Genomic DNA, 13,878 nt, shown 5'->3' with positions numbered 1-13,878 from the left:
CATCTTCCGCAAATTGCCTTTCAGAGATTGCCCCTCATGACCTTTTCATTTCGGCGTTCAGCGACCGCGCTTGCTGTATCCAGTTTCGCCCTTTCCTTTGGTCTCGCTCACGCCGACCCAGCGGATGATCGATCCGATTCACCTCATGACGAACATGCCCTGCATGGTGAGATGCATCTCGACGAGGGGCACCAGGATGACGAACACGAGCACAAGACGCTCGATACAGTAATTGTCCGCGCCACAAGGTCAGGCCGGGCAGTCAATGATGAGCCCGTTCGTGTCGAAGTGATCAATCGCGAAGAAATTGAAGAGAAGGCCATCATGCGGCCGGGGAATGTCTCAATGCTGGTGGCAGAGACCGGCGGTGTGCGCGTGCAGACAACGTCGCCTGCACTGGGCGCGGCAAACATTCGTCTTCAGGGCCTGTATGGGCGTTACACCCAACTCCTGAGTGATGGATTGCCGCTTTATGGCGGCCAGGCAGCCTCCATCGGGCTTCTTCAGATACCCCCAACCGACCTCTCCCAGGTCGAAGTCATCAAGGGATCAGCCTCTTCATTCTACGGCGGATCCGCGCTTGGCGGGGTTATCAACCTGGTGTCGCGCCGCCCGGGCAACGCGGCGGCTGGAGAGGTTCTGCTCAATCTCACCACCGAAGACGGCCAGGACCTGACTAGCTATTTTGAGACACCTCTGAATGACCAACTGGGTGTCTCGCTAACCGCAGGCGCTCACCGGCAGACGGCGCAGGACTTCGATGCTGATGGCTGGATTGACATGCCTTCCTATGAGCGCTGGACAGCTCGCCCACGTCTGTTCTGGGATGCTGCTGATGGCTCAACGCTGTATGCCACACTTGGCTTCATGACGGAGCAACGCGAAGGCGGAACTTTGCCGGGCCACACCGTTCCCGACGGCACAGCCTTCTCGCAAAATCAGGACACAACGCGACTTGATGGCGGGTTCATTGCCGAACGCCCCCTGTCCGACACAGTGACATTGAACCTTCGCGGATCAGCAATGGCACAAGACCATGAACACCGTTTCGGACCCTCTGTTGAGAAGGATAGCCACGAAAATTACCTGATCGAGGCCTCGTTGTCTGGCGGTACGCCAGGCACGAACTGGCTCGTCGGCGCAGCATTCCAGTCAGATGACTATACCTCGGACGCATTCCCTGTATTCGACTACACCTACAACGTCCCCGGATTATTCGGTCAGATCGATCACGATTTCAGCGAGGCGCTTTCGGTCTCCGTCAGCGGCCGGCTCGACGGCCATAGTGAGTTTGGCACCCAGTTCAGCCCGCGTGCATCAATCCTTTACAAGCCCGGTGACGTAACGATCCGGGCATCCTACGGGCGTGGGTTTTTCGCGCCGACACCCTTTGTGGAAGATATCGAGGCAGCCGGGCTTTCACGCCTCATGCCACTATCGGATCTGCAGGAAGAGACCGCCGAAACCGCCTCAATGGATGTGGGCTATCGTCGCGGCCAGATCGAGACCAATGTCAGTGTCTTCGGCTCAAATGTTGACGCCGTCACAGAGTTGGAGGCTTTCGCATCGACACCCGGTGGTGCGCTTGATCGCGTACGGCTCGTCAATGCCCTTGGCAAAACGGAGATTCGGGGTGCGGAGCTTCTGTTCCGCTATTTCTGGAACGATTTCAAACTCACCGGCAGCTACCTCTATCTTGATGCAACAGAAAACGCCCCCTTGGGCGGCCGCCGGGAGATTGAGCTGACGCCCAAACATTCGGCCGGTTTCGTTGCCATGTGGGAACAGCACGGGCGAGGCCTGTTGGGGTTCGAGGCCTACTACACCGGAGAGCAGCGCCTGGACGGCAATCCGTACCGTGCGACAAGCAAACCCTACCTGCACCTCGGGCTTCTCGGACAGATCACCATGGGACGGGCCAGCTGGTTCATCAATGCCGAAAACCTGCTGGATGTGCGCCAAACAAAAGAGCATCCGCTTGTGCTGCCGGCACGCGCACCCGATGGCCAATGGACCACTGACATCTGGTCACGCAATGACGGCTTCATTCTGAACGGTGGCGTGAGGCTCAAGTTCTAAAAAGCGGCCTGGGGCCGTCAGGCGAATGAGATCGACCACCGTTAGGTTAGCGGCTGGTCGTCGACCTAAAAGCAAGAGGCGTGAGGGTTCATCAACAGTAATCCTTGGCTTTGGTGGGCCACCGCTATTGCGCCCTGCGCAGGCGTCAGCACTGAACGAACGGCGCGGATTCTTCCAATATTCCGGCCTGCCGTTACCCCAACCAAAAGGGCGGGCTTGAGGGACCGCGTTCGTAACGCCTAAGTCCTTGTTTCCAGTGGTGCCGGTTGAGAGACTCGAACTCCCGACCCTCTGATTACAAATCAGATGCTCTACCAGCTGAGCTAAACCGGCCGCTGGAAAGGTGTCACTACTTGCATCGGCGCTGGCGCGCAAGTCGCACTTTGCCGGACCGCTGCTGATGCGGCAAACCGGTCGAATGCCGCGTGGACATCGGCAATCCCGCGCGGGGCCTCCATGCCCCGCAACAGGGCGTCCATTTCGGCCGTATCGAAGGTATATTTGACATAGGCGCCGTCAGAGGGGCTCGCCTTGCCGCCGATCGCCCGCAACAGGCTGCGCGCCTTCTTGTTCTCGGCCAGCGTGTCTGCGTACAGCCTGTCGATTCCGACACGCCGGCAGTCACTGACGATGGTCGCGATCAATATCCGGGCCAGCCCGGTATTGTGGAACGCGTCCAGCGTGGCGATGGCGAGTTCGCCCGCGCCCGACACCGGATTGCGGACGACCCGCACGGCACCGATAACAGGCAGGTCGTGCGCGCCGAGATCCAGCGCGACCCAGCCGAGGTGGCTCTCACCATCGACATCGACCAGCTTTTCCAGAACCGAATCGGGCACCTGGCGCATGCCGGAAAAGAACCGGAAATAGCGTGACGTATCGGACATCTGGGCGATGCCTTCGCGCAGGCGCGAGCTGTCATGCGGCCGGATGGGCCGCAGGTAGACGCGCCTGCCCGTCTCGAGATTCGTATAGATCGACCGGTTGTCCATACCGGTTATGTTGCACCGCAACATGGAGAAACAATGGCAGCACTGCACCTTTCGAAAGTTTCATGCTCCCGCTGCCATCGGGGTCTGGCCGCGAATTCTTGCAATCACCTTGCAACCGCCCCATTCGCCACCTCGCTTGCACGTTTCAGCCCCAATTCATGCGTAGGTCCAGTATCAACAATGATATGCTTGAAGGAGCAGACCCATGAAACGCTCGATGATCGCCCTCGCCGGCTTGACTATCGCCGCGACTGCAGCTGCCATTCCGGCTTCGGCCGAAGTGCCGCCGCCCCCGCCCGCCGTAAAAGCCGACATAACCCCGCAAAAGGCCTGTGACGACATTTCCATGTCGGTCTATTTCCCGGCCTATGAGTCGATGCTGTCGGCCTATTCCATGCGCGCCGTGAATGCCGCCAGCGACCGGCTGACCGGCTGTGCGGTGACCGTAATCAAGGCTGATGTCGTGTCCGAGGAAGCCCATTCCGACCCGGCCTTCGCCACCCTCTCCGAAGCCCGCGCTGAAGCCGTTCTGGACGCGTTCCACGCTCGCGGCATCCGCGCACCCGACATCAGCATGGACGTCACGCCCAAAATCGACGCGACTCTGCCGGCAGGCACCACCGCGCCGCTCGCCCGCCGGGTCGATATCGTCCTCACGGCAGAGCCCGGCTTCGGCCTCTGATACCTTTCCCCTTGGCTGGCACGGAGGGTGGTCACCGCTCCCCTTCGTCCAACTCACTGCCCCGGACCGGTCCCTGGACTGTCCGGGGCTTTTCTTTGCGCGAGAGGCCTAGTCGAAGAAGGACAGGACCGCCCCGGCAAGGCCGAGCGACACCAGGATGTGGCCCCAGTCGACCATCAGGCCGGGCAGGTAATGATAGAACCCGTAGACAAAATCATAGGCCAGGATCGGGAACGCCACGACCACGGCCAGCATCAGGGCTGTCGACACGCAGGCGGCAAGCCCCTTGGCGCCCTTGAGTTTCAGCACCCAGCCGAGCCCGAAGGCCAGCACCAGTTCGATCAGGAATCCGCCAGCCATCCAGGCGGGATTGGCATCTTTCGCCAAATCCGCTGTATAGCCACGCGCGGTCATCCACTGGCTGGAAAACAGCATTCCGTAGAAGATGTAGCCGACGAAGAACATGACAATGGCGGCCAGCAGCACGCCCAGCAGGTTCACTCCACTGAGTCTTGGCATGTTAAATCCTCCCAAGTTTCTTTCTTTTCCGGCTCACCTCGCTAAAAGTCCCGTTCCAGCGGGCAGCCAACACGAATATTGCCCCAAAACGCCTTAACCGGAAAGAAAACACGCCTATGACGCGACCCCGGCGCATCCTGATTACGTCCGCCTTGCCCTATATCAACGGCATCAAGCACCTCGGAAACCTGGCCGGATCGATGCTGCCAGCCGACGTCTATGCGCGCACGATGCGCCTGCTCGGCCATGACGTGACCTATATCTGCGCCACCGACGAGCACGGCACGCCGGCGGAACTGGCAGCGCAGGCAATGCAGATCCCGGTCCAGCAATATTGTGACGAGCAATACGCCATCCAGCGAAAGGCCGGCGAAGGCTTCAACCTGTCCTTCGACTGGTTCGGACGCTCCTCCCGCCCGGCAAACCATGCCCTGACACAGCATTTCGCGCAGGTCCTCGAGGCGCGCGGCCTGATCGAGGAGCGCACCTCGAAACAGGTCTATTCCGTCGATGACGGGCGTTTCCTGCCGGACCGCTATGTCGAAGGCACCTGCCCGCATTGCGGGTTCGAGAAAGCGCGCGGCGACCAGTGCGACAATTGCGGGCGCCTGCTTGACCCGATCGACCTGATCGATCCCTATTCCTCGGTCTCCGGCAGCAAGAATATCGAGATCCGCGATACCAAGCACCTCTACCTGCTGCAGGAGAAGTCGCAGGACGAAATCCGTGCCTGGGTGAACCGCAAGGGCGCCAACTGGCCGAGCCTGGCTGTCTCCATCGCCAACAAGTGGCTCGATGAGGGCCTGATCGCCCGCGCGATCACCCGCGACCTGTCATGGGGCGTGGAGGTGATCGGAACCGACGGCAAGGTCCGTCCCGGCTACGAGGACAAGGTCTTCTATGTCTGGTTCGATGCACCGATCGGTTATATCGCGGCGACGCAGGAATGGGCCGAAGCCACGGGCGGCGACTGGGAATCGCTCTGGCGCACGGACAAGGGCGCCGACGAGACCGAATACGTCCAGTTCATGGGCAAGGACAATGTCGCCTTCCACACGGTCAGCTTCCCCGTCACCCTGCTGGGCAGCGGCGAGCCGTGGAAGACCGTCGACAAGCTGAAAGCATTCAACTGGGTCACTTGGTATGGCGGCAAGTTCTCAACCAGCAACAAGCGCGGCGTGTTCATGGACCAGGCGCTGGACCTGTTGCCGGCCGATTACTGGCGCTGGTACCTGATCGCCAATTCACCGGAAGGGTCCGACGCGGCCTTCACCTGGGAAGGCTTCCAGGCGGCGGTCAATTCAGACCTTGCCAACGTACTTGGCAATTTCGTCAACCGGATCACCAAGTACTGCGTCTCCAAGTTTGACGGCAAGGTGCCTGATGGCGGAGAGCCGGGCGAGGCCGAGGCATGGATCACGGCCGAACTGTCCGAGCGCCTGCCGCGCCTGATCGACTATTACGAGGCGATGGAATTCCGCAAGGCCGCTGCCGAAACGCGCGCCATATGGGCTGCCGGCAACGAATACCTCACCAAGGCCGAACCCTGGGTGAAGTACAAGAGCGATGTCGATGCCGCCGCTGTCGGCGTGCGCACCGGCCTGAACCTGGCCGCCCTGTTCGGCATTCTCGCCCTGCCGATCATTCCGGAAACGGGCGCAAGGATTCTTGATGCTCTGGGCATTCCGCAGGAACACTGGAACTTCAACTTCCGCAGCCCGGAAGCCGTGCTGAACGCCCTGCCAGTGGGCCTCGCCATCACGCCACCGGACGTTCTGTTCCAGAAGATCGAGGACGAACAGGTCGCCGCATGGACCGAACAGTTCGGTGGCGGCGACGCCGCCTAATCGATCGGCCGCATCACGATCAGCTGGTTCACGCGGTTGGACCGCCGCTTGGCGAACAGCACATTGTGCAATTGCCAGATGCGGCCATCGCCCAGCGTGATCTCAAGGTCGCCGACCATCATCAGGCCCAGGATGCGGTGGCGCAGGAAATCGTCTGACCGGTAGCGGCACTTCGCGTTCGCACCGTTCTCCGACCGGTCTCCGCTGCCCCAGAAGACGCGCTCGTGCAGCTGCCCGGGAACGATGTCCCAGTATTTGACCCGGTCGAACCCGAAGATCATCATCGACCACAGCGCCAGGACCGACACGCCCATCACAAGGTAGAATGTCTCGCTCATGCGGACGTCCAGCGACAGCACGAAGTCGCCGATCGGCCCTGACAGTTTCGCCGTCGACGTCAGGATGACACCGATCACCAGGACGAGGCCGAAGATGACAGAGTTCGCCCCGCGCAACCGGACAGTCGTCGAGAAGATGACGAAGACCAGCGTGAACACATAGGTCAGCCCCATCGAGCGCTCTGCATCCGGACCATCCCCCAACCCGGTGAGGCCGATCAGCCAGAAGGCCAGCCCCAGGAACCAGACCGGCCACCAGTAGATGATCGCCGAATGCGAAAAGATGCGCAGCGGCTCGGAATTGCCGTCCAGCGCCATTTGCAGGGCTGGCTTGACCTTCTTGACCGGCTGCTTCGGCGCAGCGACCGGCGGCCGCGGTGATTCTGGTGTGTCGCTCATGTCCCGTCCCCTATCGTGTGCGTCAACGCACTGTCACAATAGGCCGGGGACGGCTGATCTCAAAGTGCCTCTCAGTTCGAAGGCGCCCAATCGGTCTCCGGCGGATAGATATCCGTGAACCCGCCGCGGATCGACGGCCCATAGATCGGGTTCGGCAGGACGAACCAGCCATTGCCCCAGAGACCGGCAATCGCAGGCGCCTCGGTCAGCGCCCTGCGCCCGGAAACGCTCAGCGTCTCGTCGTTGAACGGATCGGCAATGTCGCCAAGCTGGTCACCGACCAGCGCAATCACGCAATAGTTTTCGGAGATGATCTCCCGGCGGCCATCCTTGCCGGAACCGTCCGGCGCGTCTCCGCGCAGGAACAGCGTCGAGCGATGCGCGAAGGTACCGATTCCTGCAGCCTGCAACGTCTCTGCGGTTCCCGCAGCATTCCTGTTTTCACGGTTCGTGTTCACGATGACCGTCACGCCGGCCGCGCGGATGCGCTCCAGGCCTTCCAGCGCGCCCGGGATCGCAACCGCCTTGCCGGCACCGGTCTTCTCCCAGTCATCCCAGATCACCGGATCGAAGCCGATTCCCTTTCGCATGAAATAGCCCGTCGCCCCGATATTCCAGATCAGGGTTTCATCCGCATCAAACACCGCTGCCAGCGGCTTGCCTTCGCATGCGAGGAAAGACGGATCAGCTGGCGTGCTGTTCCGGGCGAGCACCACGCCATGCGCGGGTGCTTCAGCGGCCTTTGCCTCCACATAGCTGGCAATGGTCGACCAGGTCTGGCGCATGATGAGACTGGCTTCAGCGGAGCCGTACAGCCATTGGTGGGCCGGAAGGGGATCAGGCGCTTTAGCTTCTTGTTCCGACGCAGACGCTGATTCAGATGCCGACGCAGACGCTGAAGCCGATGCGTCGACAGGGCTAATGACAGCAGGTTGGTCCACCGGCGCTGTCTGGCAGGCTGCCAGAAGGGCCACGAATGCAAGAATCACGATCTGTTTCATGGGGCGAATTTCGGCCACTCCTCGGTAATTGTCCAGAGACGCTTCTCCACGAAGCCCTCAGCCCCGTTCGAACACCACAGCCAGGTTGTTTGCCGGCATCTCGGTAATGCCTTTCAGGGCCAGCCCGGCCTGCAAGGCCAGCGGCAGCAAGTCCAGGTCGAGGTCGCGTACGCCCCAGTCCGGGTCACGCCGTTTCAGGTCTTCGCTGAAGCGGGCATTCGATGGCGCCATCTCGCCCTCTCGCGCGAAGGGCCCATAGAGAAACAGGCGCCCGCCGGGTTTCAGCAAACGGCCAGCACCAGCAAACACGCCCCTCACCGCTGCCATCGGCGCGATGTGAACCATGTTGACCGACACGACCACATCCCAAGGGCGCGCGGCTTCCGCCTCGCCCCAGTCGGCACGGCTCGCATCCAGCACCAGGGGCCCGCGCAGCCTGCCCTGCCCCGCCGCCCGAACCCACGCCCGCTGGCTCTCGAGGCTCGCCGGATCAATATCGGAATACGTCCAGTCGAGGCCCGGCAGCGCCTCCGTCAGGAACGCCCCGTGTTCGCCAGTGCCGGATGCGATCTCGAGGACGCGCCCCTCAGTGGCAACCTGCTGCGCGAACACGTCCCGTATCGGTTCGCGGTTGCGTGCGACAGACGGCGAGTAGCGCCTGCCGTCTGCCGACGCATCGCGGTTTTCCAGCGCGACCGGCTTTTCCGGCCCCCCGGTCATGCGCGGGGCGTGAAACGCGCGCGCAGGTCGGGCTTCAGGATCTTGCCATTGGCGTTGCGCGGCAGCGGCTCGTCCTGGAACTGGATCTCGACCGGCACCTTGAACGAGGCGAGGAGCCCAGACAGGTGCGCACGCAGTTCGTCCTGCGTTGCCGTCTTGCCCGGCTTCAGCTGCACCACGGCGCCAACTTCCTCACCCAGCACCTTGTGCGGAATGCCGACAACTGCCGCGTCCATGATCGCCGGATGGTCGTAAAGCGCGCTTTCGACCTCGATGCAGTAGATGTTCTCGCCGCCCCGGATCAGCATGTCCTTGGCGCGGTCCACGAGGTAGAGGAAGCCTTCATCGTCAAGACGCGCCAGGTCGCCGGTCACGACCCAGCCGTTGCGGAACGTCTCGGCCGTCGCTTCGGGCCGGTTCCAGTAGCGCTTGCAGTTCATCGGGCCCTTGCACCACAGCTCGCCGACTTCACCTTCCGGCATGGGATTGCCGTCCGGGTCGCAGATTTTCAATTCAACCGCTCCCGGAGGTGCACCGGCGCTGGACGGCCGGTTCACATAGTCTTCGCCAATGTTCAGCGTCGCGGTGGCGCAGGTCTCGGTCATGCCCCAGCCATTGCCGGGCGCCGCATCCGGGAACCGCTTCTTGATTGTCGACACGAGTTCCGGTGCAGACGGCGCACCGCCATAGGAAATCGCCTCGATCGACGAAAGGTCATAGAGGTCGCGCTCAGGGTGCTCCAGCAGCTGCCAGGCAATGGCCGGCACGCCGCCAACCGCCGTGATCCGCTCGTTCTGGATGATCGGCAGCGCCTCGCCTGCATCCCACTTGTACATCGACACGATCTTGTCGCCGCGCAGCAGCGACGGGATCAGGATCGCGAACGCACCCGTGGCATGGAAGAACGGGATGGCGAGCAGGGTTGCCCGCTGCACGTTCGGATCGGGCTCGGGAATCGCCTCGCCACGGCGCAACAGCATGCGGCTCTGGCAGGTGAATGAATTGAACATGTTGGAAATCACCGCGCGGTGCGTGGCGAGGGCACCCTTCGGCTTTCCGGTCGTCCCGGACGTATACATGATGGTGGCCTCGTCCTCCGGCAGCAGTTCCACGTCCGGCAGGCCGATATCGTCCAGTCCCGCCCAGGCATGGGCATCGCCGATCACGGATTCCAGGCTGGAGACGCGCGGGTCGGCGTGCTCTTCACCCTTGTCGCGCGCGATGATGACATGCTTGAGGTCCGGCAGGTTCTTCATCTGGTCGCGGACGCGCTCGTAGATCTGGCCATCGACAACCGCCAGTTTCACGCCGGCAAAGGACAGGCCGTATTCCAGCTCCTCGCCGGTCCACCACGAATTCATCGGGGTCGCGATGGCGCCCAGGCTGGACGCAGCAAGGAAGGCAACCGGCCATTGCGGGTAGTTGCGCATGATCACGGCCACGCGGTCGCCCTTGCCGATGCCGTAGGTATCCCGCATCGCGGCGGCGAGGTGCTGCACGGCAAGCATCAAGGCGCGGAAGGTGACGCGCTCGTTCTCGTAGACGAGATAGTCGCGTTGCGGCCACGTTTCGTTCGCCAGTTCGAGGATCGAGCGGATCGTCGGCGGGGCGTTGGCATAGATCTTCATCTGCACGCCATTGATTTCAGCGTCGGCCAGTTCAAGCGGTGACCCCGGTCCTGCGAGCGCGGCATTCGCGTCGGCAATGGATATGACAGGCCAGTTTGGCGCGGCTGAATCTGCGGGCATTCGGTTTCCTCCAGGATTGTCTCGTCTGGCATACAGAAACCACGCCCGATCAGGGGTTAAAAGTGCCCTTTGTGCTGAAACCGCGATTATGAGGCAAAATAACGCCCCGGAACGGCCGTTCCGGGGCGTTTCCTGGTTCACTTGCGCGTGATTTGGCTGTGCAGCGGGCCTATTTTCCAAAATCGCAGAAATGCAGGGTGCGAGGCGTTCCGTCGGCTTCCACCGCCTGATAGCCCCGGCCTGTCAGCGCGTCGTCCTCGCAGAGATAGCCGATGTCATACATCGCAACCAGCGCCGCATTGTCCGGCGTCAGGTTATTCGCGATCATCAGGTCGATCGCCTCCTGATGCATGCCGAGTTCCATGAGGAAATCGAATTTCTGCAAGCGGGTCGTTTCTGGCTGGCCGAGTTGCGCGTGGAGCGCTGTCGCCTTGGCGCGGGCCGAATCCAGCATCGGGACGGCGGCAGTGTGCCATTCGGTATCGGGATAGGTGTCGATGACTTCCTCGAAATCCTCGATTGCGCCGGTCGTGTCATAACCACCCGGGCCAAACCGGATCTCGCCACGGCGATACACGATTTCGGCGTATTCCTCACGATTGAGCGCCGGGTTGCCCAGCAACTGGGTCAGGCGGTCCAGCGCCGCCTGGGTATTGCCCGCAGCGACGAGGTCCTCGACGGTCTGCATCGCCATTTCAAAGGCGGTGGCCTGCGGTTCAGCCGCTGACGTGGAATCGACGGCGACTGCCGTCCTGTCTGGCGCTGGCGTGGACGAACAGGCTGCCAGGGCCAGGGCGGAAACGGCGGAAACAAGCAAGGTGCGGATCATCAGGGGGAACTCCATCAGGCGTTTTGAAAAGGTAGCGTCTTGTGCCTAGCGGTAGAAGGCGCGCAGAGTCGGGGCGGATTTGTGAAATTTGTGTGGTGCTTCAGGCTCAATCGGCCGGACACCAGTAGGCATCCTCCAGATCGTCACGCCGGTCGCCCACTGTGTACACCTTGTCGCCCGTCTCGTCGCCCATGCAGACAAAGCCGGCCTGTGCGAGGTCCGCCAGCTGGGCCGGGTTCGGGCTGATTCCCGACTTGCGATACCGCGCGGCGGCCTCGTCATGCGCCCCGAGCACCCACATGCTGTCAAACCATTGCGACAGGCTCAGCATGCGCTGCAGCCCGGCCTCGATCGTTTCGACATCGGTTTCTGCAAATTCAAGCTCTTCGCGGGCATTGGGACCAAGAGGATGCGCCGGTGCCAGCGCCAGCATCGCCTTGAAATCCTCGACTGCGCCGCGCCGGTCGTCGCCATCCTGCCGGCGCAGGCTGCCGCGCGCATAGAGTGCCCGGGCCCGCTGGTCATCCGTCAGCGTCTGGCGCTCCAGCAGGCCTGTCAGCACGGCATCGGCCTTGTAGGGATTGGCCTCGCCCTTTGCCTCGACCATCACGGATTCAAAGGGCGGGCCCGTCTCGACGGGCGGCGGGGTGGCGCATGCGGCCAGGAACAGGGCGAATGCGAGAACGCGAAATGGAATCAGGCGGGGAGTCATGCGCTGACCCTACTCCGGGTCAGACTCGCCAAACAAATTGCATTTCCGTCATGCGCGGGCGAACCGGTCGATCTCGGCAATGTCGCCGCGTCCGAGCGCCTCGATGGCGCGGGCCGCGATGTGGCGGGCTGTCAGCCCGGCTGTCTCGTACATGGCCTGTGGCGCATCATGGTTCTGGAACACGTCCGGCAATGTCATCGGGCGGATCTTGAGGCCCCGGTCCAGCGCGCCGACCTTGGCAAGGTGTTCCAGCACGAAACTGCCGAACCCGCCGGTTGCGCCTTCTTCCAGCGTGATCAGCACTTCATGGTCGCGCGCAAGGCGTTCCACGAGGTCGGTATCCAGCGGCTTGGCGAAGCGGGCATCGGCCACCGTGGCCGACAGGCCCTGCGCCATCAGCATCTCGGCAGCCCTCAGGGCCTCCTGCAGGCGTGTGCCATAAGACAACAGCGCAATCGTCGTACCCTCGCGCAGGACACGGCCCTTGCCGATCTCCAGCGGCTGCAGCACGTCCGGTATTTCAACGCCGGTGCCTTCGCCGCGCGGGTAGCGGAACGCGCTTGGCCGGTCATCAATGTCGGCGGCAGTCACCACCATGCGGGCCAGTTCAAGCTCGTCCGATGCAGCCATGCAGATGATGCCCGGCAGTGCCCCGAGATAGCCGATGTCGAAACTCCCGGCATGGGTCGGGCCATCCGCGCCGACAAGACCGGCCCGGTCGATCGCGAAACGGACCGGCAGGCTCTGGATGGCGACGTCATGCACGACCTGGTCATAGCCGCGCTGCAGGAACGTCGAATAGATCGCCGCGAACGGTTTCATCCCGTCGGCAGCGAGGCCGGCGGCAAATGTCACGGCATGCTGTTCGGCGATACCGACATCGAAGGTGCGCTCCGGGAACGCCGTCTGGAAGACATCAACACTGGTACCGGACGGCATGGCTGCGGTGATCGCGCAGATCTTGTCATCCGTTTCGGCGAGCTTTGTCAGCGTCTGCCCGAATACTTTCTGGTAGGCGGGCGCCGACGGCTTCGCCTTCGCCTGCTCGCCCGTGATCACCGAGAACTTGGACACACCGTGATACTTGTCGGCCGAATTCTCGGCTGGCGCATACCCCTTGCCCTTCTGCGTCACGGCATGGATCAGGATCGGCCCCTCGCGCATCGCCTTCACATTCTCGAGGATCGGGATCAGCGTATCGAGGTCGTGTCCATCAATCGGGCCGATATAGTAGAAGCCCAGCTCCTCGAACATCGTGCCGCCCATCGCAAAGCCGCGCAGGTATTCCTCGGCGCGCCGGGCCGGCGACTCCAGGCCGATCGGGCTGACAACCTTCTTGGCGATGCGCCGCAGGCCGCGATACGGCCGCGACGAGACCAGCCGGGACAGGTAATTGCTCATCGCCCCAACGGGCGGCGCAATCGACATGTCATTGTCGTTGAGGATCACGATCAGGCGCGACTTGTCGGCGCCGGCATTGTTCATCGCCTCATAGGCCATGCCTGCCGTCATCGAGCCGTCGCCGATCACGCAGATCACGTGGTTGTTCTTGCCCTGCAGGTCGCGCGCCTTGGCAAAGCCGAACCCGGCCGAGATCGAGGTTGCAGCATGCGCCGCGCCGAACGGGTCGAACGGGCTTTCGTCGCGCTTGGTGAAGCCGGACAGGCCGCCACCCTGCCGCAGCGTTCGCATCTGGTCGCGCCGTCCGGTCAGGATCTTGTGCGGGTAGCACTGGTGACCGACGTCCAGGATCAGCTTGTCGGCGGGCGCATCAAACACGGCGTGGATCGCCACCGTGAGTTCCACGACGCCCAGGCCTGATCCAAGGTGGCCGCCCGTGACGGACACGACATCGATCACTTCCTCGCGGACTTCATCGGCGATTTGTTTCAATTCGGCACGCGACCGACCTTTCAGGTCGTCCGGCGAATGGATCGCATCCAGTAGGCGGTTCGGAGTGGTGTCGGTCATCTTTCTCTGGACCTTGTACGCGTGTTCGCCGGAAATTGGTA

12 protein-coding genes and 1 tRNA gene are annotated in these 13,878 nt (G+C 62.4%); 3 read left to right on the top strand and 10 right to left on the bottom strand.

Annotated elements, in window-relative coordinates; translation table 11 throughout:
* Nucleotides 1–36: 36 nt before the first annotated feature.
* Nucleotides 37–2,079 carry a TonB-dependent receptor plug domain-containing protein gene (locus tag HJO_RS14905; RefSeq protein WP_035618393.1) on the top strand — a complete coding sequence of 681 codons (2,043 nt, stop codon included), beginning with the start codon at nucleotides 37–39 and terminating at the stop codon, nucleotides 2,077–2,079.
* A gap of 257 nt (nucleotides 2,080–2,336) precedes the next feature.
* Here the strand turns inward: HJO_RS14905 and HJO_RS14895 are convergent.
* Nucleotides 2,337–2,412 (bottom strand) — tRNA-Thr (locus HJO_RS14895).
* The gene (locus HJO_RS18245; RefSeq protein ID WP_162173841.1) at nucleotides 2,403–3,071 is read right to left on the bottom strand and encodes a GNAT family N-acetyltransferase; all 669 of its coding nucleotides are present in this window, start codon (nucleotides 3,069–3,071) and stop codon (nucleotides 2,403–2,405) included. Before HJO_RS18245 ends, HJO_RS14895 begins: the two co-directional genes overlap by 10 nt.
* A 205-nt stretch (nucleotides 3,072–3,276) precedes the next feature.
* On the opposite strand from HJO_RS18245, the gene HJO_RS14885 reads away from it, so the two are divergent.
* Nucleotides 3,277–3,753 (top strand): OmpA family protein, encoded by a 477-nt coding sequence (locus HJO_RS14885; RefSeq protein ID WP_035618388.1) that lies wholly within the window; start codon nucleotides 3,277–3,279, stop codon nucleotides 3,751–3,753.
* A 108-nt stretch (nucleotides 3,754–3,861) separates the two neighbouring features.
* On the opposite strand, the gene HJO_RS17905 is transcribed toward HJO_RS14885, so the two are convergent.
* A complete protein-coding gene (locus HJO_RS17905; protein ID WP_084142060.1) occupies nucleotides 3,862–4,272 on the bottom strand; it encodes a DUF1761 domain-containing protein in 411 nt (136 codons plus the stop codon).
* Nucleotides 4,273–4,388: 116 nt separating this feature from the next.
* Here HJO_RS17905 and metG point away from each other — a divergent pair, with 116 nt between their 5' ends.
* Nucleotides 4,389–6,119: a methionine--tRNA ligase gene (metG, locus tag HJO_RS14880; RefSeq protein WP_035618387.1), complete on the top strand. Its 1,731-nt coding sequence runs from the start codon at nucleotides 4,389–4,391 to the stop codon at nucleotides 6,117–6,119.
* On the opposite strand, the gene HJO_RS14875 is transcribed toward metG, so the two are convergent.
* The 7 genes from HJO_RS14875 to dxs form a co-directional block, all read right to left on the bottom strand.
* Complete coding sequence (locus HJO_RS14875) at nucleotides 6,116–6,856, bottom strand: hypothetical protein (protein ID WP_035618385.1); 741 nt, start codon at nucleotides 6,854–6,856, stop codon at nucleotides 6,116–6,118. The two genes, metG and HJO_RS14875, sit on opposite strands and share 4 nt — an antisense overlap.
* A gap of 71 nt (nucleotides 6,857–6,927) precedes the next feature.
* Nucleotides 6,928–7,857, bottom strand: coding sequence for a 5'-nucleotidase, lipoprotein e(P4) family (locus tag HJO_RS14870; protein WP_051618661.1), 930 nt, complete (start codon nucleotides 7,855–7,857; stop codon nucleotides 6,928–6,930).
* A gap of 57 nt (nucleotides 7,858–7,914) precedes the next feature.
* Entirely contained in the window at nucleotides 7,915–8,577 is a 663-nt protein-coding gene (locus HJO_RS14865; protein ID WP_035618383.1) for a DUF938 domain-containing protein, read from the bottom strand.
* Nucleotides 8,574–10,325, bottom strand: coding sequence for a class I adenylate-forming enzyme family protein (locus HJO_RS14860; RefSeq protein WP_035618381.1), 1,752 nt, complete (start codon nucleotides 10,323–10,325; stop codon nucleotides 8,574–8,576). The genes HJO_RS14865 and HJO_RS14860 overlap by 4 nt, the downstream gene beginning before the upstream one ends.
* A 169-nt stretch (nucleotides 10,326–10,494) precedes the next feature.
* The gene (locus HJO_RS14855) at nucleotides 10,495–11,154 is read right to left on the bottom strand and encodes a hypothetical protein (RefSeq protein ID WP_156945703.1); all 660 of its coding nucleotides are present in this window, start codon (nucleotides 11,152–11,154) and stop codon (nucleotides 10,495–10,497) included.
* 106 nt (nucleotides 11,155–11,260) lie between these two features.
* Nucleotides 11,261–11,866, bottom strand: a complete 606-nt coding sequence (locus tag HJO_RS14850) for a hypothetical protein (RefSeq protein WP_035618377.1) — start codon at nucleotides 11,864–11,866, stop codon at nucleotides 11,261–11,263.
* A gap of 48 nt (nucleotides 11,867–11,914) precedes the next feature.
* Nucleotides 11,915–13,837 (bottom strand): 1-deoxy-D-xylulose-5-phosphate synthase, encoded by a 1,923-nt coding sequence (gene dxs / locus HJO_RS14845; RefSeq protein ID WP_035618375.1) that lies wholly within the window; start codon nucleotides 13,835–13,837, stop codon nucleotides 11,915–11,917.
* Nucleotides 13,838–13,878 lie beyond the last annotated feature (41 nt).

This window comes from Hyphomonas johnsonii MHS-2, assembly GCF_000685275.1.
GTDB lineage: Bacteria > Pseudomonadota > Alphaproteobacteria > Caulobacterales > Hyphomonadaceae > Hyphomonas > Hyphomonas johnsonii.
Note: the sequence above shows the minus strand (reverse complement) of the source record. Positions and strands in the feature narration are given on the sequence as shown.

Bases quoted from the DNA above. Each gene is read 5' to 3' on its own strand.
- HJO_RS17905 (WP_084142060.1), bottom strand. From the start codon at position 4,272: ATGCCAAGACTCAGTGGAGTGAACCTGCTGGGCGTGCTGCTGGCCGCC.
- HJO_RS14905 (WP_035618393.1), top strand. From the start codon at position 37: ATGACCTTTTCATTTCGGCGTTCAGCGACCGCGCTTGCTGTATCCAGT.
- HJO_RS14875 (WP_035618385.1), bottom strand. From the start codon at position 6,856: ATGAGCGACACACCAGAATCACCGCGGCCGCCGGTCGCTGCGCCGAAG.
- HJO_RS14865 (WP_035618383.1), bottom strand. From the start codon at position 8,577: ATGACCGGGGGGCCGGAAAAGCCGGTCGCGCTGGAAAACCGCGATGCG.
- HJO_RS14870 (WP_051618661.1), bottom strand. From the start codon at position 7,857: ATGAAACAGATCGTGATTCTTGCATTCGTGGCCCTTCTGGCAGCCTGC.
- HJO_RS14855 (WP_156945703.1), bottom strand. From the start codon at position 11,154: ATGATCCGCACCTTGCTTGTTTCCGCCGTTTCCGCCCTGGCCCTGGCA.
- metG (WP_035618387.1), top strand. From the start codon at position 4,389: ATGACGCGACCCCGGCGCATCCTGATTACGTCCGCCTTGCCCTATATC.
- HJO_RS14850 (WP_035618377.1), bottom strand. From the start codon at position 11,866: ATGACTCCCCGCCTGATTCCATTTCGCGTTCTCGCATTCGCCCTGTTC.
- HJO_RS18245 (WP_162173841.1), bottom strand. From the start codon at position 3,071: ATGGACAACCGGTCGATCTATACGAATCTCGAGACGGGCAGGCGCGTC.
- HJO_RS14860 (WP_035618381.1), bottom strand. From the start codon at position 10,325: ATGCCCGCAGATTCAGCCGCGCCAAACTGGCCTGTCATATCCATTGCC.
- dxs (WP_035618375.1), bottom strand. From the start codon at position 13,837: ATGACCGACACCACTCCGAACCGCCTACTGGATGCGATCCATTCGCCG.
- HJO_RS14885 (WP_035618388.1), top strand. From the start codon at position 3,277: ATGAAACGCTCGATGATCGCCCTCGCCGGCTTGACTATCGCCGCGACT.